At 74.7% G+C, this 24398-nt stretch carries 27 protein-coding genes and 1 other RNA gene; 7 read left to right on the top strand and 21 right to left on the bottom strand.

Going from position 1 to position 24398, the window contains the following annotated elements; genetic code table 11:
* Nucleotides 1-17 precede the first annotated feature (17 nt).
* The gene (locus AB3388_RS10510; RefSeq protein ID WP_495410712.1) at nt 18-1139 is read left to right on the top strand and encodes a nucleotide disphospho-sugar-binding domain-containing protein; all 1122 of its coding nucleotides are present in this window, start codon (nt 18-20) and stop codon (nt 1137-1139) included.
* Between the two features lie 90 nt (nt 1140-1229).
* Here the strand turns inward: AB3388_RS10510 and AB3388_RS10505 are convergent, their stop codons facing one another.
* Complete coding sequence (locus AB3388_RS10505) at nt 1230-1604, bottom strand: DUF2784 domain-containing protein (protein ID WP_495410711.1); 375 nt, start codon at nt 1602-1604, stop codon at nt 1230-1232.
* A gap of 127 nt (nt 1605-1731) precedes the next feature.
* On the opposite strand from AB3388_RS10505, the gene AB3388_RS10500 reads away from it, so the two are divergent.
* A complete protein-coding gene (locus AB3388_RS10500) occupies nt 1732-2154 on the top strand; it encodes an ester cyclase (RefSeq protein ID WP_495410710.1) in 423 nt (140 codons plus the stop codon).
* A gap of 6 nt (nt 2155-2160) precedes the next feature.
* Here AB3388_RS10500 and npdG read toward each other — a convergent pair whose 3' ends face one another.
* The 3 genes from npdG to AB3388_RS10485 are packed head-to-tail and all read right to left on the bottom strand — an operon-like array spanning nt 2161 to nt 3637.
* A complete protein-coding gene (gene npdG / locus AB3388_RS10495; RefSeq protein ID WP_495410709.1) occupies nt 2161-2853 on the bottom strand; it encodes an NADPH-dependent F420 reductase in 693 nt (230 codons plus the stop codon).
* A 56-nt stretch (nt 2854-2909) separates the two neighbouring features.
* Complete coding sequence (locus tag AB3388_RS10490) at nt 2910-3095, bottom strand: hypothetical protein (RefSeq protein ID WP_495410708.1); 186 nt, start codon at nt 3093-3095, stop codon at nt 2910-2912.
* A gap of 59 nt (nt 3096-3154) precedes the next feature.
* A complete protein-coding gene (locus AB3388_RS10485) occupies nt 3155-3637 on the bottom strand; it encodes a cupin domain-containing protein (protein WP_495410707.1) in 483 nt (160 codons plus the stop codon).
* 141 nt (nt 3638-3778) lie between these two features.
* On the opposite strand from AB3388_RS10485, the gene AB3388_RS10480 reads away from it, so the two are divergent.
* A complete protein-coding gene (locus AB3388_RS10480; RefSeq protein WP_495410706.1) occupies nt 3779-4918 on the top strand; it encodes a GGDEF domain-containing protein in 1140 nt (379 codons plus the stop codon).
* 55 nt (nt 4919-4973) lie between these two features.
* A complete protein-coding gene (locus tag AB3388_RS10475) occupies nt 4974-6284 on the top strand; it encodes a M24 family metallopeptidase (protein WP_495410705.1) in 1311 nt (436 codons plus the stop codon).
* A gap of 15 nt (nt 6285-6299) precedes the next feature.
* On the opposite strand, the gene AB3388_RS10470 is transcribed toward AB3388_RS10475, so the two are convergent.
* The 4 genes from AB3388_RS10470 to AB3388_RS10455 all read right to left on the bottom strand — a co-directional run bounded on the left by AB3388_RS10470 (nt 6300) and on the right by AB3388_RS10455 (nt 8643).
* Nucleotides 6300-6728 (bottom strand): ChaB family protein, encoded by a 429-nt coding sequence (locus AB3388_RS10470; protein ID WP_495410704.1) that lies wholly within the window; start codon nt 6726-6728, stop codon nt 6300-6302.
* An 88-nt stretch (nt 6729-6816) separates the two neighbouring features.
* Nucleotides 6817-7194 (bottom strand): acyl-CoA thioesterase, encoded by a 378-nt coding sequence (locus AB3388_RS10465; protein WP_495411449.1) that lies wholly within the window; start codon nt 7192-7194, stop codon nt 6817-6819.
* Between the two features lie 26 nt (nt 7195-7220).
* Nucleotides 7221-7451, bottom strand: coding sequence for a hypothetical protein (locus AB3388_RS10460; protein ID WP_495410703.1), 231 nt, complete (start codon nt 7449-7451; stop codon nt 7221-7223).
* 52 nt (nt 7452-7503) lie between these two features.
* Nucleotides 7504-8643, bottom strand: a complete 1140-nt coding sequence (locus AB3388_RS10455; RefSeq protein WP_495410702.1) for a baeRF2 domain-containing protein — start codon at nt 8641-8643, stop codon at nt 7504-7506.
* Nucleotides 8644-8784: 141 nt separating this feature from the next.
* Between AB3388_RS10455 and AB3388_RS10450 the strand changes: the two genes are divergently transcribed.
* Entirely contained in the window at nt 8785-9114 is a 330-nt protein-coding gene (locus tag AB3388_RS10450; RefSeq protein ID WP_495410701.1) for a DUF8129 domain-containing protein, read from the top strand.
* A gap of 78 nt (nt 9115-9192) precedes the next feature.
* On the opposite strand, the gene AB3388_RS10445 is transcribed toward AB3388_RS10450, so the two are convergent.
* The 9 genes from AB3388_RS10445 to AB3388_RS10405 all read right to left on the bottom strand — a co-directional run bounded on the left by AB3388_RS10445 (nt 9193) and on the right by AB3388_RS10405 (nt 16883).
* Nucleotides 9193-10095 carry a type II secretion system F family protein gene (locus tag AB3388_RS10445; protein WP_495410700.1) on the bottom strand — a complete coding sequence of 301 codons (903 nt, stop codon included), beginning with the start codon at nt 10093-10095 and terminating at the stop codon, nt 9193-9195.
* A complete protein-coding gene (locus AB3388_RS10440) occupies nt 10095-11030 on the bottom strand; it encodes a type II secretion system F family protein (protein WP_495410699.1) in 936 nt (311 codons plus the stop codon). Before AB3388_RS10440 ends, AB3388_RS10445 begins: the two co-directional genes overlap by 1 nt.
* Nucleotides 11030-12373 (bottom strand): TadA family conjugal transfer-associated ATPase, encoded by a 1344-nt coding sequence (locus AB3388_RS10435; RefSeq protein ID WP_495410698.1) that lies wholly within the window; start codon nt 12371-12373, stop codon nt 11030-11032. The genes AB3388_RS10440 and AB3388_RS10435 overlap by 1 nt, the downstream gene beginning before the upstream one ends.
* A 71-nt stretch (nt 12374-12444) precedes the next feature.
* Nucleotides 12445-13629, bottom strand: a complete 1185-nt coding sequence (locus AB3388_RS10430; protein WP_495410697.1) for a CpaE/TadZ family protein — start codon at nt 13627-13629, stop codon at nt 12445-12447.
* Complete coding sequence (gene cpaB / locus AB3388_RS10425) at nt 13626-14357, bottom strand: Flp pilus assembly protein CpaB (protein ID WP_495410696.1); 732 nt, start codon at nt 14355-14357, stop codon at nt 13626-13628. The genes AB3388_RS10430 and cpaB overlap by 4 nt, the downstream gene beginning before the upstream one ends.
* Nucleotides 14358-14364: 7 nt before the next feature.
* Nucleotides 14365-15315, bottom strand: coding sequence for a pilus assembly protein TadG-related protein (locus AB3388_RS10420; protein ID WP_495410695.1), 951 nt, complete (start codon nt 15313-15315; stop codon nt 14365-14367).
* A complete protein-coding gene (locus AB3388_RS10415) occupies nt 15303-15698 on the bottom strand; it encodes a TadE/TadG family type IV pilus assembly protein (RefSeq protein ID WP_495410694.1) in 396 nt (131 codons plus the stop codon). Before AB3388_RS10415 ends, AB3388_RS10420 begins: the two co-directional genes overlap by 13 nt.
* Nucleotides 15699-15818: 120 nt before the next feature.
* Nucleotides 15819-16046, bottom strand: a complete 228-nt coding sequence (locus AB3388_RS10410) for a Flp family type IVb pilin (RefSeq protein WP_495410693.1) — start codon at nt 16044-16046, stop codon at nt 15819-15821.
* Between the two features lie 174 nt (nt 16047-16220).
* Nucleotides 16221-16883, bottom strand: a complete 663-nt coding sequence (locus tag AB3388_RS10405) for a prepilin peptidase (protein ID WP_495410692.1) — start codon at nt 16881-16883, stop codon at nt 16221-16223.
* A gap of 48 nt (nt 16884-16931) precedes the next feature.
* Between AB3388_RS10405 and AB3388_RS10400 the strand changes: the two genes are divergently transcribed.
* Both AB3388_RS10400 and AB3388_RS10395 read left to right on the top strand, forming a co-directional pair.
* Complete coding sequence (locus AB3388_RS10400; RefSeq protein WP_495410691.1) at nt 16932-18245, top strand: APC family permease; 1314 nt, start codon at nt 16932-16934, stop codon at nt 18243-18245.
* A complete protein-coding gene (locus tag AB3388_RS10395) occupies nt 18242-18472 on the top strand; it encodes a hypothetical protein (protein WP_495410690.1) in 231 nt (76 codons plus the stop codon). Before AB3388_RS10400 ends, AB3388_RS10395 begins: the two co-directional genes overlap by 4 nt.
* Before the next feature lie 14 nt (nt 18473-18486).
* On the opposite strand, the gene AB3388_RS10390 is transcribed toward AB3388_RS10395, so the two are convergent.
* The 4 genes from AB3388_RS10390 to rnpB all read right to left on the bottom strand — a co-directional run bounded on the left by AB3388_RS10390 (nt 18487) and on the right by rnpB (nt 24395).
* On the bottom strand, nt 18487-19164 hold the full coding sequence (locus AB3388_RS10390) for a hypothetical protein (RefSeq protein WP_495410689.1): 678 nt from the start codon (nt 19162-19164) through the stop codon (nt 18487-18489).
* A complete protein-coding gene (locus tag AB3388_RS10385) occupies nt 19161-22712 on the bottom strand; it encodes a PKD domain-containing protein (protein ID WP_495410688.1) in 3552 nt (1183 codons plus the stop codon). The genes AB3388_RS10390 and AB3388_RS10385 overlap by 4 nt, the downstream gene beginning before the upstream one ends.
* A 182-nt stretch (nt 22713-22894) precedes the next feature.
* A complete protein-coding gene (locus tag AB3388_RS10380; protein WP_495410687.1) occupies nt 22895-23689 on the bottom strand; it encodes an alpha/beta fold hydrolase in 795 nt (264 codons plus the stop codon).
* Between the two features lie 305 nt (nt 23690-23994).
* An RNA gene (rnpB, locus tag AB3388_RS10375) (RNase P RNA component class A) lies at nt 23995-24395 on the bottom strand.
* Nucleotides 24396-24398: the final 3 nt, after the last annotated feature.

Below are 24398 nucleotides of genomic sequence, written 5' to 3'. Positions count from 1 at the left end.
GGCCAGGGTCGGGCCTCATGCGGGTCCTCGTCGTCGCCTCGCCGCTGACCGGGCACGTGCTCCCGCTGCTCCCGATCGCGACCGCTCTGCGCGACGCCGGGCACGAGGTGGTGGTCGGCACCAGCGGTGACGGCCTGGCGGCCTGCGCCGGCGCGGTGCCGACGGACGACGTCGCCCCCGACCTGCGGATGCGGCCGCTGTTCCTGCGCCTCATGTCGCGGCATCCGCGGCTGGCGCGGGAGGAGATGGCCGGCCGGGGCGGGACCCGCGTCGTCGGGCTGCTGTTCGCGGCGGTCGGTGAGCGGATGGTGGACGGCGTCGTCGAGCTGGCCGGGCGGTTCTCCCCCGACCTCGTGCTGCACGAGCCGCTGGCGGTGGCCGCCGCCGAGGCCGCCGCCCGGCAGCGGATCCCCTCGGTGCTCGTCGACGCCTCGCTGTTCGACGCGGAGGAACTGCTGGCCGCGACCGTCGCCTGCTACGCCCCGCCCCGCGGCGCCGACGGCTTCCCGCCGCCGGCCGAGGTCCTCACCACCGCGCCGTCCAGCCTGGTCGGCGGACGCCGGGGCCGGCCGATGCGGTACGTGCCCGCCACCGGCGAGCGGCCGTTCCCCGAGGACCTCGCCCGCCCCGGCGACCGGCCGCGGGTGCTGGTCAGCCGCAGCACCGTCGCCGATCCGCGCCGGGACCGACTGATGACCACGGTCGCCGAGGCGGCGGCCGGCACCGACCTCGACGTCGTCCTGGTCCGGCCGGACCGCTGGGTCGCCGAGCGCGAGCTGCCGCCGAACGTCGCGATGACGGACTGGCTGCCCTTCCCCACCGTGCTGCCCGCCGCCGCCGGCATCGTCCACCACGGCGGCGCGGGCACCGTGCTCACCGCGCTGGCCGCCGGGGTGCCGCAGCTCGTCGTCCGCGGCGCCGGCGACCGCCGGGTCAACGCCGACCTCGTCGCCGCCCGTGGCGCGGGCCTGGCCGCGGACCTGGCCGACCTCTCCCCCGCGCTGCTGGAACGCCTGGTCACCGACCGGAATCTGACCGCGGCCGCCCGCGAGGTGGCCGCGGAGATGGCGGCCATGCCGCACCCGGCCGAGCTGGTGCCGGTCCTGGCCGAGGTGGTGGCGAGCCGGGCGGGGCACTGATCCACCGGCCGCCCCGGCGCCGCACTGGTGATGTCGCCCGGCCGGCGCGGGTCGTCCCGCCGGCCGGGTGGCTCTGACCGGCGCTGCGTCTCACCCCGCCTGCCGGGTGTGCACCGCGCGGGTCGTGAGCAGGAGGTAACCGACGGCGTTCAGGCCGAGGGCGACCGTGTACATGCCGGCCTGCACGACCGGGTCGTGCACGTCGAGGCCGAGCGGCGCGAACAGGTAGTGGCCGAGGAAGCCGCCGGAGTAGGCCGGTGCCCCCGCATCGGCGCGCAGCGCGAGTTCGAGTCTGGTCAGCGGGCACGCGGCGCCGGCCAGGTTGACCGCCAGGATCGCCAGCGCGACCGGTGCGTGCACGTACGCCAGCCGGCGCCAGCGCAGGGCGAGCAGCGCCCCGCACAGCATGAACAGGACGGCGGCGCCGTGCAGCACCGCCACCGCGTCCGCGGCCGCCAGGAGCACGGCGTCAGTCTGGCACCGCCGGACCCGCGTCGAGGTCACCTTCCCACCGGCTGATCCGCCGGTCCGTCCCGCGGCGCACTGTGCGCATCCGGCCCGACCCGCGGGCCGGCCCTGGAGGGGATCCGTCATGACCGAGGCCAGCACCCTGCACCAGCAGATGCTCGACGCCGTCACCCAGCGCGACTACGACGCGCTGCGGGGGGCGCTGCACGCCGACTACACCTACATGGCCGGCGACGGGAAGGTGCTGCCCGGGCCCGAGGCCGGGGTGGCGGTGGCGCAGGTATTCCTGACCGCGTTCCCCGACCTGACGTTCGAGGTCCGCGGCCGGTACGCCTGCGGGGACGACGTGTCGGTGATCGAGATGACGGCGCGGGGCACCCACCAGGCGGAGCTGGAGGGCATCCCGGCCACCGGCCGGTCCGTCGAGGTGTTCGTCTGCAACGTCATCGAGACCAGGGACGGCAAGGTCCTCCGGGAGCGGGAGTACTACGACGCGATGTCACTGCTGCAGCAGCTCGGCGTCGTCCCCGAGACCGCCTCGGCGTAGCGCGGTTCAGACGTCGGTGATGCGGACGCCCGCGTGCGCCTTGTAGCGGCGGTTGACCGACACCAGGTTGATCGTGAGCGCCTCGACCTGGCGGGCGTTGCGCAGCCGCCCGGCGTAGATGCCGCGCATCCCCGGCAGCCGCCCGGCCAGCGCCTGCACCAGGTCGGTGGCCGCCCGGTCGTCGCCGACCACCATCACGTCGCCGTCCAGGGTCGGCTTGGACAGGTCCTCCAGCAGCACCGCCGACAGGTGGTGGAAAGCCCCCACCACCGTGGAATCGGGCAGCAGTGCCGCGGCCTGCTGGGCGACGCTGCCCTCCGCCACGTCGATGACGTAGGCGCCCAGCTCGTCGAAGCCCATCGGCACCACGCAGTCCACGACCACCTTGCCGGCCAGCGGCGCGGCCAGGTCGCGCACCGTGTCGGCGTGCCCGCCGAAGGGGACGGCGATGATCACCAGGTCCGCCGCGCCGGCCACGTCGGCGTTGACGCCGCCCTGCACGGAGACGTCCGCGCCCGCGAAGGTGGCCGCCCGCTCGGCGACCTGCGCGGCGATCTCGGTGCACCGGCCGGCGTCCCGCGAGCCGAGCAGGATCCGCTGCCCGGCCGCGGCCAGCCGCACCGCCAGCCCGCGGCCCTGCGGACCGGTGCCGCCCAGCACCCCGATGACGAGTTCCTCGACCGCGCGTCCGCTCGTCACGTCTCCCCTTCCCGGGGCGCCGCCGCGGCGTCCCGGGCCGCATCATGCCGGGTGGGTCAGTCGCCCTCCCACCGGCGGTCCTCGGCGGTCAGGCGCTCCTCGCGCTCGGCGACCGACTGCAGCGCGTGCTCGGCCTCCTCCCGCGTCGCGTACGGGCCCAGCCGGTGGCGCTCGGCGCAGCCGTCCCGCGGCTCGACGGTGTGGTGCTTGAGGCAGAAGAACCAGGGACCCTGCTCGGCCATCAGTCGTCTCCTTCTCGCGTCGACGCTGCTCAGACAACCACGCGGACGCCGGTCCGCCATCAGAGGTCCACGTTCACCTGGTCGTGCCGGGCGTAGAACGCCGTCCGCTCCTCGGGGGTCAGGTCCGCCGGACTGCGGCCGCTGTTGCGCAGCTCCGCCACCTCGGCGAAGAAGTTCTCCCGCGCGATGCCGGGCGCGAACAGGATGAGGAACGACGTCTCCTCGTCCCCGTCGTTGCGGAAGCCGTGCACGCCGGTCTCGTGCACCAGCGCGAAGTCCCCCGGCCGGTAGGGCTGCCACGACCCGTCGGCGTACACGGTCAGCTCGCCGGTGAGCACGTAGAACGACTCGGAGAACGTCTGGTGGTAGTGCGGCGGGGCGCCGGCGGAGCGCGGCGCGACCCGGTACTCCACCAGGCCGTACCGGCCCTTCGTGACCCCGCCGGTGGCGACCATGCGCAGCGAGCTGGTGGCCCCGTTGGCGACGAGCGGGTGGTCGGCGAAGGTCCGGACGTCGATCAGCGACGGATCGGGATGGGACATGTCGGACACCCTGGCACCGCCGCCCACCGGTGGCAGCCGGTGAGGACGCCGCCCCGCACCCCGCCTCCGGGCGACCCCCACCCGGGTGATCGCGCAGCGGAATCCCCGCAGATCGCGAGAAGTACGGCATCCTCTCCGGTGATGCACGGGGGCCAGGTGGTGGACGCGGATCACGGGTCCGGGCTGGCCGCCCTGAGCCGGGGACCGGAGCACCGGGTCGCCGCGCTGACGCTGGCCGTGCTGCTGTTCCTCGGCGGCGTCATGGGCTCGGTGAACCTCTTCGTCGACGGCATGATCCACGACGGCGTCCAGGAGTGGGTCTACGGCGGCACGATGCTGTTCTGCATGGCGACGGCGATCGCGCTGGCCGCTCGTCGGCGGGCCACCCGCGCGCAGACCTTCGCGCTGGTGCTGCTCGGGGACCTGATCTACGTCGTGGTGGCGCTGTGCGTGCAGGACGCCGTCCGCTACGCCACGCCCCTGATGCTGCTGTTCCCGGCGTTCGTCGCCGCCTGGTTCCTCGGCCGCTGGCAGCTGGCGGTCAACCTCGCCGTGACCCCGCTGGCCGTCCTCGTGGCGATGTGGACCAGCTACCCCCACGCCACGGGCCTGGCCGTCCAGGTCGCCGTCAACGCCGGGATGCTCGACGCCGCCGCCGTCGGGCTGTTCGTCCTGCGCCGGCGGGTCCAGCGGCTGCTCGAGGCGACGGAGGCCCTCACGGTCCGGGACCCGCTGACCGGCCTCTACAACCGCCGCTACCTGGAGGAGCAGGCGCCGCGGGTGTGGCGGCAGGCCCGCCGCGACGGCACACGGGTGACGGCGATGGTGCTCGACCTCGACCACTTCAAGCGGCTCAACGACGCCCACGGCCACGCCGCCGGCGACGCCGTGCTGCGCGCCGTGGCCGCTGCCCTGTCGGCGAGCGTCCGGCCGGCCGACGTCCTCGCCCGCACCGGCGGGGAGGAGCTGGTCGTGCTCGGCATGGTCAGCGACGGCGCCGAGGCCCGCCACCTGGCCGAGCGGCTGCGCGCCGCGGTCTCCGCCTGCCGCACCGACGCCGGGCACGGGGTGACCGCCTCGATCGGCGTCGCGCTGACCCGGCCGGTGGACGGAGAGGACCCCCGCGACGGCCTGTGGCGGCTGATCGACCGGGCCGACGCGGCGATGTACGAGGCCAAGCGGCAGGGCCGCGACCGTGTGGCGGCCCTGCTGGTCCCGCACCCCCGCCCGGCGCGCGCCGCGGAGCCCTTCGCCGACAGCCAGGCCAGCGACGTCGCCTGAGCCCGGTGGCTCAGCTCGACCGGTGGCATTGCCGGTTCTCTGCTTCGCTGTCGGCATGACCCTCGTCGTGCCGGATCCGACGCGCACGGTGCCGCTGCCGCTGCGCGAGCAGGCCGACGTCCGCGACCGCTGGCTCACCCAGCGGTTGCTCGACCTGCTGCCCGGGCTGATGGACCGCGCGGGCATCGACCTGTGGCTGGTCATCGGGCGGGAGTACAACGAGGACCCGGTGCTGGCCACGCTGCTGCCGGCGACCTGGCTGTCGGCGCGCCGCCGCACGATCCTGGCCCTGCAGCGCAGCGACGACGGCGTCACCGCCGCGGCGGTCTCCCGCTACCCGGTCGGGCAGTTCCTCGCGGCGTGGTCGCCGGACGAGCACGCCGGGGTCCCCGCGGAGGAGTCGCAGTGGGCCGAGGTCCGGCGGATCGTGGCGCAGGCCCAGCCGCAGCGGATCGGCATCGACGTCTCGGCCGACGCCGCGCTCGCCGACGGGCTCTCGCACACCGAGCACGGGCTGCTCACCGAGGCGCTGGGCTCCTACGCCGACCGGCTGGTGTCCGCGGAGGAGCTGGCCGTCGGGTGGCTGGAGACCCGGCTGCCCGAGGAGATCGCCGTCCTGCACACGCTCAACCGCCTCGCCCACCAGGTCATCGCCGAGGCCTACTCCCCCGACGCGATCACCGTCGGTGTCACGACGGCGCTGGACCTGGCCTGGTGGATCCGGCAGCGCTTCGCCGACCTGGGCGCAGGCGCCTGGTTCCAGCCGACCGTCGGCCTGCAGCGCGCCGGCGTCCCGCTGGTCGAGGAGCGCGGGACGACGCTGCCCGCCGTCCCCTACGACGCCGTGATCGAGCCCGGTGACCTCGTGCACTGCGACGTCGGGCTGTCCAGCCTGGGCCTGACCACCGACACCCAGCGCAACGGCTACGTGCTGCGCCCCGGCGAGACCGCCGCGCCGGCCGGGCTGCAGGCGGCGATGGCCGCGGGCAACCGGATGCAGGACCTGACGACGGCGGAGCTGCGGATCGGGCGCACCGGCAACGAGGTGCTGGCCGCCGCCCGCGCCGCGGGGGCGGCCGAGGGCCTCGACGGCGACGTCTACTCGCACCCGGTCGGCTACCACGGGCACGGCGCCGGCCCGGCGATCGGCCTGTGGGACCAGCAGGACGGCGTCCCGGGCACCGGCGAGCGCCGCCTGCGCCCCGACACCGCGTACGCCCTGGAGTTGTGCGTGCGCGTGCCGGTGCCCGAGTGGGACGGCCAGACGGTCCGGATGGCGCTGGAGCAGGGCATCGCCCTCACCGACCGCGGGGTCGAGTACCTCGACGGCCGGCAGACCGAGCTGATCCTCATCCCCGGCGGCTGAGCGGCCGCGGACGGCTCACTTCTTGCGGGCGTCCGCGGTCTTCCTGCCGTTCGCCTTCTGGATGGCGTCGACGAGTTCCTTCTTCTTCATCTTCGTCCGGCCGGAGATCGACAGCCGCTTGGCGACGTCGAGCAGGTGCTCCTTCGACGCGTTGGCGTCCACGCCGCCCTTGGTCTTCCTCCCCGTGTTCCGCCCGCCGGCGGCCTGGGCGTCGGACGGGCCCTTCCTGCCGCCGGACTTCCGCTCCCAGTGGTCGCCCACCTTCTCGAAGCTGTGCTTGACCGCCGCCCACGCGACCTGGTTGGCGCGCCGCTCGTCGCCGTACTCGTCGGCGGCGGAGTCGTGCGCCTTGGCGAAGGTCCGCTGCGCCTTGGCCGGCGAGCGCCGCAGCGTGCTGGGCAGCTCGCTCTTCTTCGCCGTGCCGTTCTTGGTCGTCTTCGGCATGGACCGCTCCCTCCGGAATCACCAGCGGCCTACCCGGCGGTGGCCGAGCTCATTCGTGCAGGTCAGCCGTTCGGGGGAAGGCCGCCGCTCATCCGTCGAGGTAGCGCGACCAGAAGCCGCGTTCCTCGTCGGTCAGCGGCCGCGAGGTGTCGGTCGCGACGTCGAAGACCACGAGGACGGCGTCCAGCCGGATCGCCACCTGACCGTCCTGCACCAGCTCCTGGCGCATGGTGAAGGACTTCGTGCCGAGCCGGGTGATCCAGCTGGACACGCACAGCCGCTCGCCGGCGCGGTAGTACAGCTGCCGCAGGTAGTCGACCTCGAGCCGGGCCAGGATGACGTCCGGCTGCCGCCCGGGAGCGGCAGCCGGTGCCTCGCCGGCCAGTGTCAGGCGGGCGTCCTCGAACAGGCTCAGCGCCCGCGCGTGGTTGACGTGCCCGTAGGAGTCCGGGTCCGACCAGCGCAGCTGGACCGGGTGCTCGTGCCGCGCGCTCAGGGCAGGTCCGCCGTGTCCGAGGACTGCCGGTGCCCGCCCTGGGCGTCGTCCGGGTCGGGATGGACGGTCCGCTCCTCGGACTCGGCGAGGATCACCTCGGCGGCGACCTCCTCCATCCCGCTGCCCTGGAGTTCCTTCTCCTCCGGGAGCAGCTGGGCGCGGGTCTCGATGTTGTCCTCGGTGACGTTGGCCAGGGCCTCGGGGCTCGGCTCCTTCTGCGTGGTCATGCGGGCCTCCTCAGAAGCGCTGCCGGCGCGGTGGCCGGCTGGTGCGGATCGCTCACGCGTCCGGCCCGCCCGGGGTCGAGGCGTCGGTGAACCGGAGGACGGCGGCGACCGGGATGTTCCCGGGCAGCGCCGACCGCGGGACGACGACGACGCCGGCCTTGGTCGCCACCGCCGCGGCGAGCAGCGCCCGCCCGGCCGGCACCGCGTGGCTCTCCTGCGAGCCGAGCGCCTGCAGGTCGCCCTGGTCGACGCCGAGCTCGAGCGGGGAGCCGCCCACGAAGAGCTGCTCGTCGTCCTGCGGGGAGCCGAGGACCAGCGTCTCGACCTGGTTCTTCCGCAGCGCCTCGACCACCGGCGCCGTCCCGGTGACCGACAGGCCGTGCGCCGCGGCCGCCTCGATCTGCTCGACAGCCCGGGCCTCCTCGTGCGCGTCGTGCTCGGCGAGCAACTCGGCCGCCCGCCGGTCGATCGGCTCGCGGTCGGCGCCGGCCGCGCGGCCGCCCTCGTCGAGGGTGACGACCTGGTCCTTCCACGAGTCGCCGGCGTTCTCCAGGAGGTGCTGGCGGGCGCGGACGTCGCCGGCGACCAGCACGAACTTCACCCCGCCGAGCCGGCGGACGTAGGAGGTGATGTGCGCGGCGACCTGCGCGGCGTTGCGGTCCCACGCCTCCTCGGCGCTGTTCTGCCAGTGGTCGTGCGCCCAGCCGCCGACCTTGACCTTCTGGATGTGGAAGGTCTCGCCGTCGACCTGCTCCTCCACGGGCTCGCCGGCGAAGCCCGACACGGTGATGTCGGCGCCCACCCGGTCCATGACGACGACGATGTGCGGGACGCGGCCCGGCAGCGCGCCGAGCACCGGCAGCAGGTCCGGCTGCGGCGACCACTCGGCGACCTCCGTCCGAGGCTGGTCGACCAGCGCCTCGTCGAGCAGGACCGACCCGTCGGCGGCGACGACGACGGCCCGCCCGCGCAGGGTCCCGGCCACACCGCCCGCGTTGCCCTCCAGCAGCCGGCCGCGCACCGCCTCGACAACCGCCTCCGGCGCACCCTGCTCGGTCAGCTTCTCGCCGACCGCCCGGACGCGGAGGTCCAGCTCGGCATCGGCGGTCGCGGTCGTGTGCGTCACGTCCGCGCACACCGTGGCGTAGGGCCCGGGGCTGCTGAAGACGGTCTCCAGGAACGACACGTCCATGAGGGGGGACAACTCCTCGGATCGGTTCGGGGGGCGACTCGCGGGGCGCGCACCGGCACACCCCGTCGGAATCGCCGCCTACCCACCGATCGCTCACTCACACGCCGTGTCGGATCCCGGGGGCAGGGGTAGGCGGTCGGCATGACCGAGCGCGACACGCTGCCCCTGCCCGACTACGACCACCTGCCGATCGGCGGGTTGACGTCGCGCATCCGCACGCTGGATGCGGCGGGGGTGCAGGCGCTGCTGGACTACGAGCGGGCACACGGCAATCGGCTGCAGGTCGTGCAGGTGCTGCAGAACCGGCTCAGCGCGCTGAAGAACGGCGCGCAGCCCTCCGGCGGCGACCCCGCGGCCGATGTCGCGCCCGAGCCCGCGGCCGGCGGGTCGAAGGTGTCCGAGGCGACCAGCGGCCCCCCGATGAACCCGCCGTCCCACGGCGACCCGAGCAACCCGACCCAGCCCCGTTGAGCCGCTCCTTCCGGGCGAGATCTGCACACTCGCGCTCTTCCGGCGGCCGAAAGGGGCGAGTGTGCAGATCTCGCCGGGTCAGCCGCCGCTGAAGGCGTCGACGATGTCCATGGCCGCGGGGCCCAGCAGCACGATGAACAGCGTCGGCAGGATGCAGAGGATCAGCGGGAAGATCACCTTCACCGGGATCTGCATCGCCTTCTCCTCCGCCCGCTGCCGGCGCTTGAGCCGCATCTCCGCGGCCTGGGTGCGCAGCACGTCGGCGATGGAGATGCCGTAGGCGTCGGCCTGGACGACGGCGCGGATGAATCGGCGCAGGTCCGGGACGCCGGTGCGCTCGGCCAGCGCCAGGTAGGCCTCCCGGCGCGGCTGGCCGACGGCGATGTCCTGCAGCGTGCGGACCAGCTCCTCGGCCAGCGCACCCTTGCCGTTCTGCCCGGCCCGGGCCATCGCGGCCTCGAAGCCCAGCCCGGCCTCGACCGCGATCGTCATCTGGTCGAGGGTGTCGGCGAGCTCCAGCGCGATCGCCTGCTGCCGCTCCTGCCCCCGGCTGTAGAGGAGCAGCTCCGGGACGACGTAGGCGACGCCGGCGACGACGACCATGCCCAGCGCCAGCAGCAGGCTGGGCCGGGCCGAGACGAGCAGGAGGCCCAGCGCGCCGGCGACCGCGGCAAGCACGATCTTCGCGGCGACGACCCGGCCGAGCGGCCACGCGGCGGGCCGGCCGGCGGTGCCGAGCAGCCGGTTGATCCGGTGCACCGTGCCGGCGGGTGTCAGCGCGCGGGCCAGGCCGGCGAGCGCCCCGGGCCCGGGGCGGGCGGGCGCGCCGGCACCGCCCGCGGGGTCCAGCCCGCGGACCAGGTTGTCCCGGGCCTGGACGGCGGCCCGGCCGGGGCGGGCGAACAGCGCCCAGCCGACCAGCGGCAGGGCGAGGGCCACGGCGCCGGCCGCGGCGAGCACGGAGGGAGGCAGGCTGCTCATCAGAACCGGATGCTCACCATCTTCTTGAGCCAGAACCCGCCGACCACGAGCAGCAGCGCGGAGAGGGCGAGCATCCCGTAGCCGAACACGGTCTCGGTGAACCCGGCGAGGTAGCCGGGGTTGGTGACCCCGATGAACCCGCCGATGCCGAACGGCAGCGCCATCAGCACGACCGCCGACAGCTTCCCCTCGGCCGACAGCGCCTTGACCTGCCGGCGGATCGCGTTGCGCTCCCGGATCGTGTGGCCGACCGCGTCCAGCACCTCGGCCAGGTTGCCGCCGACCTCGCGGTGGATCGCGATCGCCTGCGCCACCCAGGTGAAGTCGTCGCTGCCCATGCGCTCGGCGACCTCGTCGAGGGCCGCGTTGAGATCCCGGCCCACCCGCGTCTCCACGACGATCCGGGTGAACTCCTCCGAGGTCGGGGCGGCGGCCTCCTGCGCGACCGAGTCGACCGCGCGCAGCAGGCTGTGCCCGGCCCGCAGGCTGCTGGCCATGAGCTGCAGCGAGTCGTCGAGCTGGTCGGCGAAGGCCGCCTGCCGCCGTCCCGCCTTCACCGACAGCAGCAGCTTGGCGCCCAGCGGCGTCAGGACGGCGAGCAGCAGGCCCAGCAGGACGCCGCCCAGCAGCGTGCCGAGGGTGCCGGCGACCAGGGTGGCCAGCCCGACGGCGAGCACGAAGTCCGGCAGCGACGTCGCGATGCCCGCCCGCTCCAGCGCGGCGGTGCCGGAGGCGAGCCGGCCGCGCCTGGTCAGCGCCTTCTGCACCGCGGCGCCGGCCGCCGCGCCGGCGCCGGCGAGCGCCGAGGGCGGCGGCGCGAGCGAGGGGTCCAGCCGAGCCAGCGGCACCTTCGCCGGCGCCGGGAGGACGACGAGGGTGAGCAGCAGCAGCGCGCCGAGCACCGCGGCCAGCCCGACCACGAGCAGCGCCGTCATCAGGCCCAGCCCCGGGCCCGCGGCGGCTCGGCCGCGCCGAACACCCGCGGCGAGAGCGTGATCCCCAGCTCGGCGAAGCGGTCGGTGAACCGCGGCCGCACGCCGGTCGGCACCGGCTTGCCGAGGAAGCGCCCCGCGGGGTCCACGCCGGCGGAGTAGTCGAAGAGGAAGGCGTCCTGCAGGGTCACCGTCTCGCCCTCCATGCCCTGCACCTCGGTCACGTGGGTGACCCGCCGCGTGCCGTCGCGCAGCCGGGTCAGCTGGACGACGACGTCGACGGCCGAGGCGATCTGCTCGCGGATGGCGCGCAGCGGCAGGTCCATGCCGGCCATCAGCACCAGCGTCTCCAGCCGCGCGATCGCGTCGCGGGGCGAGTTGGCGTGCACCGTCGACAGCGACCCGTCGTGGCCGGTGTTCATCGCCTGCAGCATGTCCAGCGACTCCCCGCCGCGGCACTCCCCGACCACGATCCGGTCCGGCCGCATCCGCAGCGAGTTGCGGACCAGGTCGCGGATGGTCACCGCGCCCCTGCCCTCGATGTTCGGCGGCCGCGACTCCAGGCGGACGACGTGCTCCTGCTGCAGTTGCAGCTCGACGGCGTCCTCGATGGTGACGATCCGCTCGCCGTCGGGGATGAACGACGAGAGCACGTTGAGCAGCGTCGTCTTACCGGTGCCGGTACCGCCGCTGACGATCACGTTGAGCCGGGCCTCGACGCAGGCGTGCAGCAGCTCGGCCATCTCCGGCGAGAGAGTGCCGAAGTTCAGCAGGTCCTCGACGGTGAACGGGTCCTTGGAGAACTTGCGGATGGTCAGCGTCGACCCGCTGAAGGCCAGCGGCGGGATGATCGCGTTGACGCGGGAGCCGTCGGTCAGCCGGGCGTCGACCAGCGGCGAGGACTCGTCGATCCGCCGTCCGACCCGGGAGACGATCCGGTCGATCACCCGGCGCAGGTGCTCCTCGCCGGTGAACCGGACGCCGGTGCGCACCAGCTTGCCGCCCTGCTCGACGTAGACCATGTCGGGGCCGTTGACCATGATCTCCGTGACCGTCGGGTCGTCGAGCAGCCGCTGCAGCGGGCCCAGGCCCAGGACGTCGTCGGCCAGCTCGGCGGTCAGCCGCTGCCGCTCCTCGCCGGACAGCGGGACCTTCTCCTCCTCGACCACGGCGTCGAGCTCGGCGAGCACGAGCGCGCGCAGCTGCTCCTCGGCCACCGTGGGGTCGGAGAGCCGGCTGCCCATCCGCTCGAACAGGGCCTTGCCGACCCGGTCCTTGAGCCGGGTGAGCGCGTCGGTCGGCGGCGGCGGGGGCGGGGCGGCGACGGCGGGACGCGGCGGGGGCACGGCCGCTCCTGCCGTCGGGTGCTCGGGGACGGGCGGGCGGCCGCGGGCGGCCTCGAGCCGGGAGGCGAGGTTCACGACGCCGCCCGGTGCCTGGCGCGGCGGCTCTGCTTGAGCGGCGTCGCGGCGAAGCGGGCCACGAGCCGGCGCAGCTCCTTGGTCATCGGGTCCTTCGTGCCGTTCTCCAGCAGCGGGACGCCGCGGTTGGTCGCGGTGGGGGCGGCCTTCGAGCGGGGCAGGACGACGTCGACGCCGGTGCCGATCGTCGTCTCGACGTCGCGGACGGACAGCCCGCCCTTGGCGTCGGCGAAGTTCATGACCACGTGCCGGCCGGCCGGGATCATGCACAGCTCGCGCAGCACGTCGAGCTCCTTGCGCAGCCCGCGGACGCCGGGGACGTCCATGCTGGTCAGCATCACCACGTCGGTGGCGCGGTCCAGCGCGGCCAGCGTCTGCTCCGACAGGCCGGGCGCGGTGTCGACGACGACGTAGCGGAACTCGCGAGCCAGGGCGGCCAGCAGCCGGGTCACGTCCTCGCCGGTCACGCCGTCGCCCGCAGCCGGCGACTCGGCGCCGCAGACCGCGTAGAGGCCGCTCGGGTGCTGGGTGAGGAAGGTCTTGAGGACCATGGTGTCCTCGCTGGCCGGCCCGCGGACGACGTCGGGCAGGCTGTACTCGGGGACCAGCCCCAGCGCCGACGCGACGTCCCCGAACTGGACGTCGAGGTCGACCAGCACCGTCGACTGCGGTGCGGCCTTGGTCAGCCCGATCGCCAGGTTGGCCGACACCGTCGTCTTGCCCACGCCGCCCTTCGGCGAGGCCACCGTGATGACCCGGCCGGTGTAGCGGGCGGTCTCGGTCGCAGGGCGCAGCACCCGGCGCCGGCCGGTGGCGGCCGCGGCCGCGCGGTCGATGGCGCCGCGCAGCGCGGCGGCGTCGACGTCCGGGGGCACCAGGTCGCGGATGCCGGAGCGCATCGCCGCCTGCCACAGCTCGGGCAGGGGCTCGGTCAGCAGGACGACGCTGATGCCCGGCGCCTGCGCGTCCAGCCGGGCGGCGAGGGACAGCGCCTCGGCCGGCTGGGCGCCGGGCCCGATCACCAGGACGTCGGGCAGCTCGCCGTCGACGAGCTGCTCGAACAGCCGCGCCGGGTCGCCCGGCAGCCGCCCGGGCGGCAGCACGGACAGGTCGCCGTCCGTCGCCTCCTTCACGCGCAGGGCGAGGTCCTCCCCCGCCGCCGCGAGCACGACCCGGCTCACTGGTAGACCTCCGTGTAGACGTTGTCGGGCGTGATGACGGTGGTGTCGCCGTTGTCGGCGTCCTCGGGCTCGAGGGACAGCCAGACGGTCCCGTGCTCCATCCCGAACACGATCGGCTCGCCCTCCTCGGCGGTGACCGCGAACGTGATCATGAGTTGCTGCGTCGGCGGGGCCGAGGCGCCCGAGTCGTCGGCCGCGGCGGTCTCGGTCGTGGCGGCGGCCGGCGCGCCCTGCACCTGGGTGACCAGCACGTGGTGCAGGACGGCGTGCGTCGCCCCCTCGATCGACACGTAGACGCCGACGGTGTCCCCGGCAGCGAGCCGTCCGCCGACGGCACGCTGCGGCTCGAGCAGCACGCTCAGCTCCTGGTCGCCCGGCGGCACGTCGACCGTGCCGGGGGCGCGCAGCTCGTCCGGCGCCGCGAACCGGGCGGCGAGCAGCGGCTCGCCGGGCTGGAGGTCGACCGTGGCGACGAGCCCGGCCAGATCCGCCAGGTCGGTGACCGAGCCGGCGGCGACGGCCTTGGCCGGCAGCAGCTCGCTGCGGACCAGGCCGCCGAGCTGGTCACTGGGCGTGCCGGCCGGCACGGTCCGGTCGACCACCAGGACGGACACGGTCTGCACGCCGGCCAGGGCGCGCGCGTCCGCCCCGCGGACGTAGGCCACCAGGACCACGGTGCCCACGAGGGCGAGCACGAGCGCCGCGAGGGCGGCGAGGATGCGTCTCAACGGCGGCCTACCTGATCAGTCGCAGGATCGCGGCCCCGAGGTCGGGGCCGTCGTCGGTGAAGGTGAAGCGCTCCGAGGCGTCGACGAAGCGGGTGAAGTAGCCGGCGATGCAGCGGTCGCTGCCGCTGCACGGCTTGTTCCAGCTGTACTGGCCGGCGAAGTAGAAGCCGGTGATCTTGAAGGCCGCGTAGCCGTAGACGTGGTACCAGGCGCCCGACCCGGTGCCGCCGGCCTCGTCGAAGATCGGCAGGAGCACGGTGCGGTTCTGCAGCGCCGCGAAGTCGTCGGGCGAGCAGCCCTGCGGCACCGAGTTGCCGGTGGACGACGGCGATCGGCCGTTCAGCGCGCTGGCCGCCTCGCAGTTGTCGTCGGCGACCAGCCAGCCGAAGCCGCCGGGGACGAACAGGTGCGAGGGGCCCGTGCAGCCGGTGTCGGACTTCTTGGGGAACTCGATGGTGCGGGGCGTGGTGCCCGAGGGCAGGCCGCCGCCGGTCTGGGCGGCGAACTCGCACCACGAGAAGACCAGCGGCAGCTGCGCGACCCCCGCACCCGGGGTGCCCCAGGCCACCGTGGCGCTGGCCGAGACCTGGGTCGACTCGATGCCGAGCACCGGCGCGAACCAGTGCTGGGTGGGCTTGTCGCCGGTCACCGTGACGCTCATCGGCGAGTTCGCGAGCACGGGCGGCGCGGTGCTCACGTCCGGGTCGTTGGCGGCGACCAGCGCGGACGCGGTCGCCAGCATGTCGCCGCAGTTGCCGCGGGCGCAGTCCCCGGCCACGGCCAGGGCGGCGGCGTCGGCGGCCACCTGCAGGCGGGCCCGCTCGGCGTACACAGCGCCGATGTCGACGGCGAGCGCGGTGAAGCCGAGCATCGGCACGAGCAGCAGCGCCAGGAGGACGGCGGAGGCGCCGCGCTCCTCGGCGAGGCGGGCGCGCACCCGGCGGGTCAGCCGTTGCATCGCATGACCCCCGTGCCGGTCAGGTCGACGCCCGCGCCGAAGAAGTCGGTGAAGAAGGGGTGCCGGTAGCTGATCGTCACCCGCACCGAGGCGCCCGGGGTGTAGACGGCGGGGCAGGACTCGGGCTCGAAGTCGATCTGCCCGTCGGTGATCGCCGGGTCGAGCGAGGAGGCGACCGAGCGGATCATGTCCCGGGCCTGCGCCTGGTCGTTCTGCAGCGCCATCGTCCGCACACCCTCGCGGGCGGCGGCCGAGAGCGTGCTCTGCACCTGGAACGCGCGGCCGAACTCGGCGATGCCGATCACGAGGACGATCAGCAGCGGCACGATGAGGGCGAACTCCACCGCGCTGGCGCCGCGCTGGTCCCGCAGTCGCTGCCACATGGCCGTCCTCCCTTCCCTGCCCGGTCGTCGTCGTCATCGCGGCCGGACCTCGGAGGGGTCCGGATGCACACCGGCGCAGCGACCCTTCGGGGTGAGGGCCGCTGCGCCGGAAAGGTGCGATCAGCCGGCGGCGGGCGCCGTGGTCGAGCCGCTGGGCAGCTTGTTGCCGATGGTGTCGAACAGGCCGTCGAGCTTGTTGCCGAGGACGATGACGGCGGCGATGATCACGACGGCGATCAGCCCGACCATCAGGCCGTACTCGACAGCGGTGGCGCCCTTCTCCTCGCGCTTCAGGCGGTCCTGGGCCATGGCGGCGAGGGTCACGAAGGTGGCGTAGGCCTTGTGCATGGGGTGCTCCTGGGGGGTGGCGGCCGGCCAGGCCGGGTCGGGTGACCCGTCGTCGCGGCTCGGGAGGGGACGTCGGTCGAGCTCGCGCCGAACTGAAACTTCTTCAGCCGTTCGCGGGACCTCCACCACGCGACCGGTCTACCGGTCGGAGGCCGCGGTGACGCTGCGTGACCGCTATCCGGCGAGCGTCGTCCAGCCCAGGGCCAGCGCGGCGCCGATCAGCATCGCCGGGCCGAACGGCAGCTCCCCGCGCAGCCCGACGCGGCGCGTGGCCAGCAGCACCAGCGCCAGCAGCGCCTGGACGGCGAAGCCGGCCGCACCGCCGAGCGCGACCGCCGCCCAGCCGAGCCAGCCCAGGTACAGCCCGAGCAGCGCGGCCAGCTTCACGTCGCCCATCGCCAGCCCGCTCGGCGCGATCAGCGCCAGTACCAGGAAGACGGCGAAGAGGACGACGGCGCCGAGCACCGCGCGCAGGAGCGACGTCCACTCCCCCTCCGCGGCCGCGGCGCCGGTGAGCAGGACCAGCCCGGCGACGCCCGCCGGCAGCAGCACCCGGTTCGGCAGCAGCCGGTGCCGCAGGTCGAGGACGGCGAGCAGCACCCCGACGACGCCGAGCACCAGGAAGGCGGGCAGCTCCCAGGTGGGGCCGAGGCACAGCGTCACCAGGCCGAGGACCAGCCCGGTGGCGAGCTCGACCCACGGCGGCCGGACGGCGGGGGCGGCGAGGCGCCGCTCCTCCCACGGGAAGGCGCCCGCGGCCCGGTTGACGACGGCGCCGACCCCGAGACCCAGCACACCGACGGCGAGCGCAAGCAGCACGGTCGCCGTCGTGAACACGAGGGCCAGCCTCGCACGGGCACCGCACGCCGCCCGGGAGGCCGATCGGTGAGCACCGACCCGCCGCTGGCCCGCCGGCTGGGCACCGCCGACGCGGTGCTCATCGGGCTGGGCTCGATGCTCGGCGCGGGCGTCTTCGCCGCCTTCGCCCCCGCCGCCCGCGCCGCCGGCACCTGGCTGCTCGCCGGGCTGGCCCTGGCCGCGGCCGTCGCCTACTGCAACGCGACGTCCTCGGCGCAGCTGGCCGCGCAGTACCCGACCTCCGGCGGGAGCTACGTGTACGGCCGCGAGCGCCTCGGCCCGTGGTGGGGGTTCCTCGCCGGCTGGGGGTTCGTCGTCGGCAAGACGGCGAGCTGCGCGGCGATGGCGCTGACCTTCGCCGCCTACGCCGTCCCGGCGGCGTGGCAGCGGCCGGTCGCGGTGGCGGCGGTGCTCGCGCTGACGGCGGTCAACTACCGCGGCGTCACGCGCACGGCGGGGCTGACCCGCGTGCTGGTCGCCGTCGTCCTGGTGTCGCTGGCCGTGGTCGTGGCGGCGGGCCTCGGGCAGGCGGACGCTGGCCGGCTCAGCGACTGGGGCGCCCCACCGGACGGCTGGTACGGCGTGCTGCAGTCGGCCGGGCTGCTGTTCTTCGCCTTCGCCGGCTACGCGCGGATCGCCACGATGGGCGAGGAGGTCCGCGACCCGGCCCGGACCATCCCCCGCGCCGTCCCGCTGGCGCTGGGCCTGGCCGTCGCGGTGTACGCGGTCGTCGCCGTCACCGCGCTCGCCGTCCTCGGGCCGGAGGGTCTGGCGAGCGCCCGCGCGCCGCTGGCCGCGGTCGTCGGGGACGCCGCCTGGGCCGCGCCGGTCGTGCGGGTCGGCGCCGCCGCGGCCGCGCTCGGGGCGCTGCTCGCGCTGATCGCCGGCATCGGCCGCACCACGCTGGCCATGGCCCGCGAGGGCGACCTGCCGCGCCCGCTGGCGGCGGTGCACCCGCGGTTCCGGGTGCCGCACCGCGCCGAGGTGGCCCTGGCCGTCGCCGTGTGCGCCCTGGTGCTCACCGTCGACGTCCGCGGGGCGATCGGCTTCTCGTCGTTCGGCGTCCTGCTCTACTACGTCGTCGCCAACGTCGCGGCGTTCACCCAGCCCGCCGACCGGCGTCGCTGGCCGCGCGCGCTGCAGGTGGCCGGGGCCGCCGGGTGCCTGCTGCTGGTCGCGACCCTGCCGTGGCCGGCCGTCGTCGCCGGGCTCGCCGTCTTCGCCGCCGGCATCGGGTACCGGCTGATCCGGCTGCGGCTCGGCCGCGCCAAAGGCCGCCGGAGCGGTTACCGTCCGCCGCACAACGGCCAGCGCGAGCCGCGGGAGGGCGGACGAGCATGAGCGTCGACGTCGAGCTGAACGGGATGCCGAACCCGGGCGGCTCCACCACCTTCTCCGATGCCGACCTCACGGCCGGCACCTACTGCTTCCACGTCGGCGCCGGCGGCGAGCTGATCATCCTGGTCGACGACCACGGCGAGAGCAGCGTCGACCGGGTCTACAGCCCGACGGCCTGGCACAGCGTGCGCGGCGACGTCTGGCGCAAGGGCCTGCTGCTGCAGGGCTGACCTCGCGCCCGACGTCAGCGCGCCGGGACCGCTCCCTGGAAGACGGCGGGGAACCGGTAGCCGTCGACGTCCACCGACAGCGTCACGTCGCCCAGCTGGTCGGCGGGGATGGCGAAGGAGTAGACCGCGGTCGCGCTCGCCCCGGGTTCGAGCGTGCCGCCGAAGTCGGCGCTCTGCGCGTCGTAGATCGGGCTGGCCTGCGCCGGCGGCGTTCCGTAGGTGGCCTGCACGACCACGGAGTTGAGGTCCACCGGCGCGCCGGAGTCGTTGGTCAGCTCCAGGCTGAAGACGGTCTGCGGCTGCCCGGTCCGCTCCCCCGGGCCGGTGCCGGTGGTGACCTGCCGGCGCGCGTCGGTCACCCGGACCGTCGCGCCGTCGGACCAGGACGCCGGTGCCGCGAAGTCGGCCGCGGTGACCTCGAGGGTCCGCGCCGACGCCGGGACGCCGTCGCGGGCGACCACCGGCGCTGCCGGCTCCTCCGTCGCCGGGGACGGCGAGGCGGTCGGGCTGTCCTCGGCCTCCTGGGCCGTGGGGGCGGCGGGTGCCGAGGTCGACGCGGCGGCGGCAGCCGGGGCGTCGTCCCCGTTCCCGCGGAGCGCGACGAACCCGACGACTGTCGCGACCAGCACGAGCGCGAGGGCCGGGAGGACCCGGCGGAGCAGCAGGCTCCGCCGGGCCGGGGACGGCGTCACGCGACCGGCCCGGCGCTGAAGGCCGAGAACCGCACGGCGGTGGCCGCAGTGGCGCTCGACGTCCGGTAGGCGGCCAGGCCGACGGCGCCCGGCGCCTGGAGGGCGGCGGTCGTGTCGGTGCGGCTCAGCTGCCAGGCCGCGGGCTCGGCCGACCCGGTCCACACCCGCGCCAGCACCTGCGTGGTGCCGGTGCCCGACACCCGGACGCGCACGTTGAGCGTGCTGCCCGCCGTGTAGCGCAGACCGGTCACGGTCACCTCGCCGTTCGGCCAGGTCTCGGTCGTGCCGACCAGCCGCGACATCGCCAGGTAGACCTGCCCGTCCGAGGCCACCCGGATCCGCACCCGGTACTCGCCCTGGCCGGCGACCCGCCGGCCGGTCACGTAGACGTAGGTGCCGCCGCCGGTCGGCATCGAGCTCAGCGAGAACGCGGTGGTGATGTCCGCGCTGGTCTGCGACACGCCGCCGAGGTACGCGCCGGTGTTGTTGCCCGCCGCCGGCAGGTTCAGCACGCCGGCGCCCGGGGTCACCGACAGGCGGGCGGCCCCGGCCGAGGCCGTCCAGGCGCCCCCGAGGTCCGCCGTCCCCCAGCTCCCGGCGGGCACGGTCCGCGCGAAGCCGTCCTGGGCGAACGGCGCCACCCCGGGAGCGGTCACCGTGACCGTCCGGGTCGCGGTCCCGCCGGCGTTCGCGCTGTCGCGCACGGTCAGCGTGATCGTGTAGGTGCCCGACACGGCGTAGGTGTGCGTCGCCGTGGCGCCGCTGCCCGCCGCGGTGCCGTCGCCCCAGTTCCACGAGTAGGAGGCGATCGGTCCCTGCGCGTCGGCGGACGCCGAGCCGTCCACCGCCACCTGCAGGCCCGTCGGGGTCGCGGTGAACGCGGCGGTCGGCGGGGTGTTCGCCGGGCCGGTGACGGTCACCGTCCGCGACGTCGTCGCGGTCGCGCCGCCGTCGTCGGTCACGGTGAGCGTGACCGGGTAGCTGCCGGGGGCGGCGTAGGTGTGGGTCGCCGTGGCACCGGTGCCCGCCGGGGTGTTGTCGCCCCAGTTCCACGCGTACGCGGCGACCGTGCCCGGCGGGGTGTCGGAGGAGCCCGAGGCGTCCACCGAGACGGTGAACTCGTTCACGGCGCTGGTGAACGACGCGGTCGGCGACGGGTTCGTCGCCGTCCCGGTGGCCGCCGAGTAGTGGCCGGCCACCTGCGCCGCGGTCAGCGCGGCCGGGTACACCGCGACCTCGTCGATCGAGCCGTTGAGGTACGCGGCGGCCGGCCGGTTGGTCAGCGCGGTCGTCGACCCGCCGCCGACCACCCACCACCCGGTGAACTGGGTGTTCATCCGCGTCATGGTCGGGATGTTGGCCACCTGCGCGCCGTCGACGTACAGGGTGGTGCCGCCGGGGTTGGCGGTGGTCGCCACCACGTGGTGCCACCGGCCGTCGTTGACCGCCGCCGGGCTCTGGATCGTCGCCGTGTAGGTCAGGACGTCGCTCTGCGTCCGGGAGTACCCGAACGACACACGGCCCTGGGCGTCGACGTAGAGCGTCCGGTCGGTCGTGCCGCCCGCGCCGGAGGCGGAGTTGCCGTACTGGGCGATGATGCCGCCGGCCGTCGACGTCGTCCGGACCCAGGCCTCCACGGAGAGCGAGGCCCGGGTCTGGACGAACTGCGGGACCTGCTGGTTCGTGACCGCGCGCCCGGTGCTCGTGCCGTTGCCGGTGATCGCGCCGTTGCCCGCGACCGCACCGGCGGTCGTGCGGCTGACGCCGGCTCCCGCGGTGAGGTTGAAGTTGCTCGCCGAGTCGGCGATCGCGGTGCCGGAGGTCTCACCCATCCGCCAGAAGGCGGCGGGGTCGTCGGCCAGGACGGCGGTGGCGTACGGCTGGTCCTGCGACGCCACGGTCACCGTCGGGCTGGTCGTGCTGGTGACGGTGTTGCCGAACGGGTCGGACACCCGCACCGAGTAGCTGGCCGTGCTGCCGGCCGGGCGCGTCTCGGTGAACGTCATGTTCTGCCGGTTCCAGAAGTCGGACTTGACCGTGGTCGTGTGGATCGGCGCCGTGGTGCCGGTCCGGTACAGCGTGTAGGTCAGGGTCTGGTTGTCCATGTCCCAGGACGACGGCCACGTGACGGTGACCTGCCCGGGCGCGTTCGAGGCGGCCGCCGGCTGCATCTGGGCGGCGGTCCGCTCGGGACCGCGGCGGTTGGGCGCGATCGCCGTCGTCGCGACGCGGACCAGACCCTGCTGACGGGCGCCGTTGACGGTGGGGAACTCGCCGCCGAGCACCATGTAGTTGCTGTTGCCGGTCAGCGCCCAGGCCGCCTGCGACTGGCCGGTGTAGGTGCCGGCCGCCAGCGTCGGGAAGAAGTTCAGTACCGTCGGGCAGGGCCGCCCGGCCCAGCTGGTGTAGCGCGGGGTCTGGGTGGTGGCCTTCAGCGTGCAGGTCGGGGTCACCGTGTTGGCGATGACCCGCTGCCACGTCGTCGGCACCGGGTTGGGGTAGCTGCCCGACGTCTCGCAGTCGTGCTGGTGCCCGGCGGTGTAGACGACGCCGCCGGTGGTGAACGTGTCGTACGGGTCGCCGTGGCAGTCGTTCATCCACACCAGGTCGAGGGTGTTGGCGTTGAGCGCGACGGTGCCCTCGATGTTGCCGACCTGGAAGCCGTACAGCGTCACGTAGACGTTGCCGCCGGCCGCGCGCAGGCTGTAGGCGCCGCCCGCGTCGCCGGCGTTGGTGATCCCGAGGTTCTGGGTCCGCAGGTCGGTGCCGGCGGTGTTCACCGAGGCCACGGCGACGGCGTCCGCCCCGTTCACCTGGGAGAACTGCCCGCCGAGGACGACGCGGGTGCCGTCCGGGCTGAGCGCAAGGCCGCGGACGGTGTGGTCGGCCGTCGGCGCCCAGGAGGTGACGGCCCCGTTGGAGGCGTTGAACGCGGCCAGTCGGGTCCGGCCCTGCCCGCCGGCGGTGAAGAACATGCCGCCGGCGTAGACGGTGCTGTTGGTCGCCGCGAGGCTGTAGACCGCGCCGCTGATGTTCGGCGCGAAGGTGGTGAGCAGGGCGCCGGTCGCCGTGTTGAAGGCGGCGACGTGCCCGCGGGCGACGCCGTCGACGGTGGTGAAGTCGCCGCCGACGTAGATGCGGGTGCCGTCCGGCGAGGCGGTGATGGTCCGGCCCTGGCCGTTGAGCGAGTGGTTGAACGAGGTCATCGCGCCGGTGGTCAGGTTGAACGCGACCAGGTTCGCCCGGGCCGTCTCGCTGACGCCCGCGGCCGCACCCGCCGGGCGGGCCCGCGTGAAGCTGCCGGTGGCGTAGACGGTGTTGCCGACCGTGGCCATGGCCCAGACGACGCCGTTGACCTGGACGGTGCCCAGGCCGTCGGCGGCGAAGGTCGCGGGGACGCCCGCGTCCGGCCGGGTGTCGGCCGAGGCGGCCCCCGGGACGACGAGGCTGAGCAGCACCAGCCCCAGCGCCATGAGGACGGCGACCGGCGCCGAAGCGGCCCGCCCCCGTCGATGGGCGCGCTGCGGCGCCGTGATGGCCTCTGCCATGGTGGAACCCCCGTGAACCGCGATCAGCAGGTCTGGCGCGCGGTCCCCCTGCCGGCGACATGACCTTGCGGTCGTCCCCCGACACCGGCGCTAACACCCGCTAGAGACCACGGCTGATTGCGGAGAGTCAACATCGCCTCGCGCGGTGTCGCCCGATCGTGCGGGTGACGCGCGAGTTCCCCCTACGCCCGGTAGAACTCGGCCAGCGCGGGCGCGAGGACCTCCGGTGGCACCTCGTGGAAGCCGCCGGGCAGGCGCAGCCACCGCCCGTCGGGCACGGCGGCGGCGACCGCCTCCACCGTCTGCCGCATCCAGGGCACCGCCGTCCCCTCGCTGGTCACGCCGAGCACCGGAACGCGGATCTGCGCCAGGAGGTCGACCGGCAGGGACTGCTCGTCGCCGCCCATGGCGTGTGCGTCGTGGACGAGGGTCGGGGCGAGGGCCTCCAGGCCCTGCCACATCGGCGTCGCCTTGAACGACGCCACCATCTCGGCGGGCAGGCCGATGACCTGGGTCTGGAAGTACTCGACCAGGCCGGAGCGGTCGCCCCGGTCGACGTAGCCCTGCAGCGTGCCGACGTAGTTCTCCGGCGCCGGGGGCGCGCCCTCGATGCGGTAGGGCGGCTCCAGGACCGAGGCGCGGGTGACCGGGATGCCGGCGGCGACGGCCCGCAGCAGGAGCGCCCCGCCGGAGGAGACGCCGTGCGCGAGGACGGGCGCGCCGGGCTGGACGGCGTCGAGCACGGCGGTGAGGTCCTCGAACTCCCGCTCGAGTGCATAGGGCGCGGTGTCGCCGCTGTCCCCGCGGCCGCGGCGGTCGTACGACACCGCGCGCAGGCCCTGACCCGCCAGCGCCCGCCCGAGCTCCGCCCAGGTGTTCCGGTCGTTGAACGCGCCGCCGACGATCACCACGGCCGGGCCATCGCCCCACACGTCGTAGGCGATCGTCGTCCCGTCCGCCGAGGTCGTCTTCTCCACGTCGTCCTCCCTGTCCTCGAAGGCTTTCTACCGGACAGGACCGGGCGGGAGGGCAGGACTCATCGGCTCCGGTGTGACTGCTCCGAACCGTGCGGCTCGGCGAACGCGGGCAGCAGGTCGGCCACGGTCAGCAGCGCGAGGAACAGGGCGAAGATCACGAATGCGACGGTCATGGCGCACCTCCTCGGTACCGGCTCGACGGTCCCGGTCCCGCCTGGGAGCGCGCTGTGCGCCTGCTGCGCGGACACCGTGAGGCCGCCGACCAGGATTCGTCGCCGCCTGCCGGACCGGATCAGCCAGGACGACGGACGAGTCGGCCTGTACGCCGGGTTCTGTCCTCGGGTGCCTTGCGGCCTCCCGATGGGCGGTCATCCATCTAGGCCTGCCGTTGCCGGCAGGCTCGAGCGGTCCACCCGCAGGCATCGGGCGGGCAGCCCTCGAACGCCTGCGCAGGACGGCGGCGGACCGCCGTCCCTCTCGACCTTGCTCCGGGTGGGGTTTACCGAGCCACACCGGTCACCCGGTGTGCGGTGGTCTCTTACACCGCCGTTTCACCCTTACCAGCGCGAGCGCTGGCGGTCTGTTCTCTGTGGCACTGTCCCGCGGGTCACCCCGGGTCGCCGTTAACGACCACCCTGCCCTGTGGAGCCCGGACGTTCCTCGGCGACGGGGTCTCCCCCGCCGACGCGACCGCCCAGCCGACTCGTCC

Source organism: Geodermatophilus sp. SMS 5-13, assembly GCF_059428245.1.
Note: the sequence above shows the minus strand (reverse complement) of the source record. Positions and strands in the feature narration are given on the sequence as shown.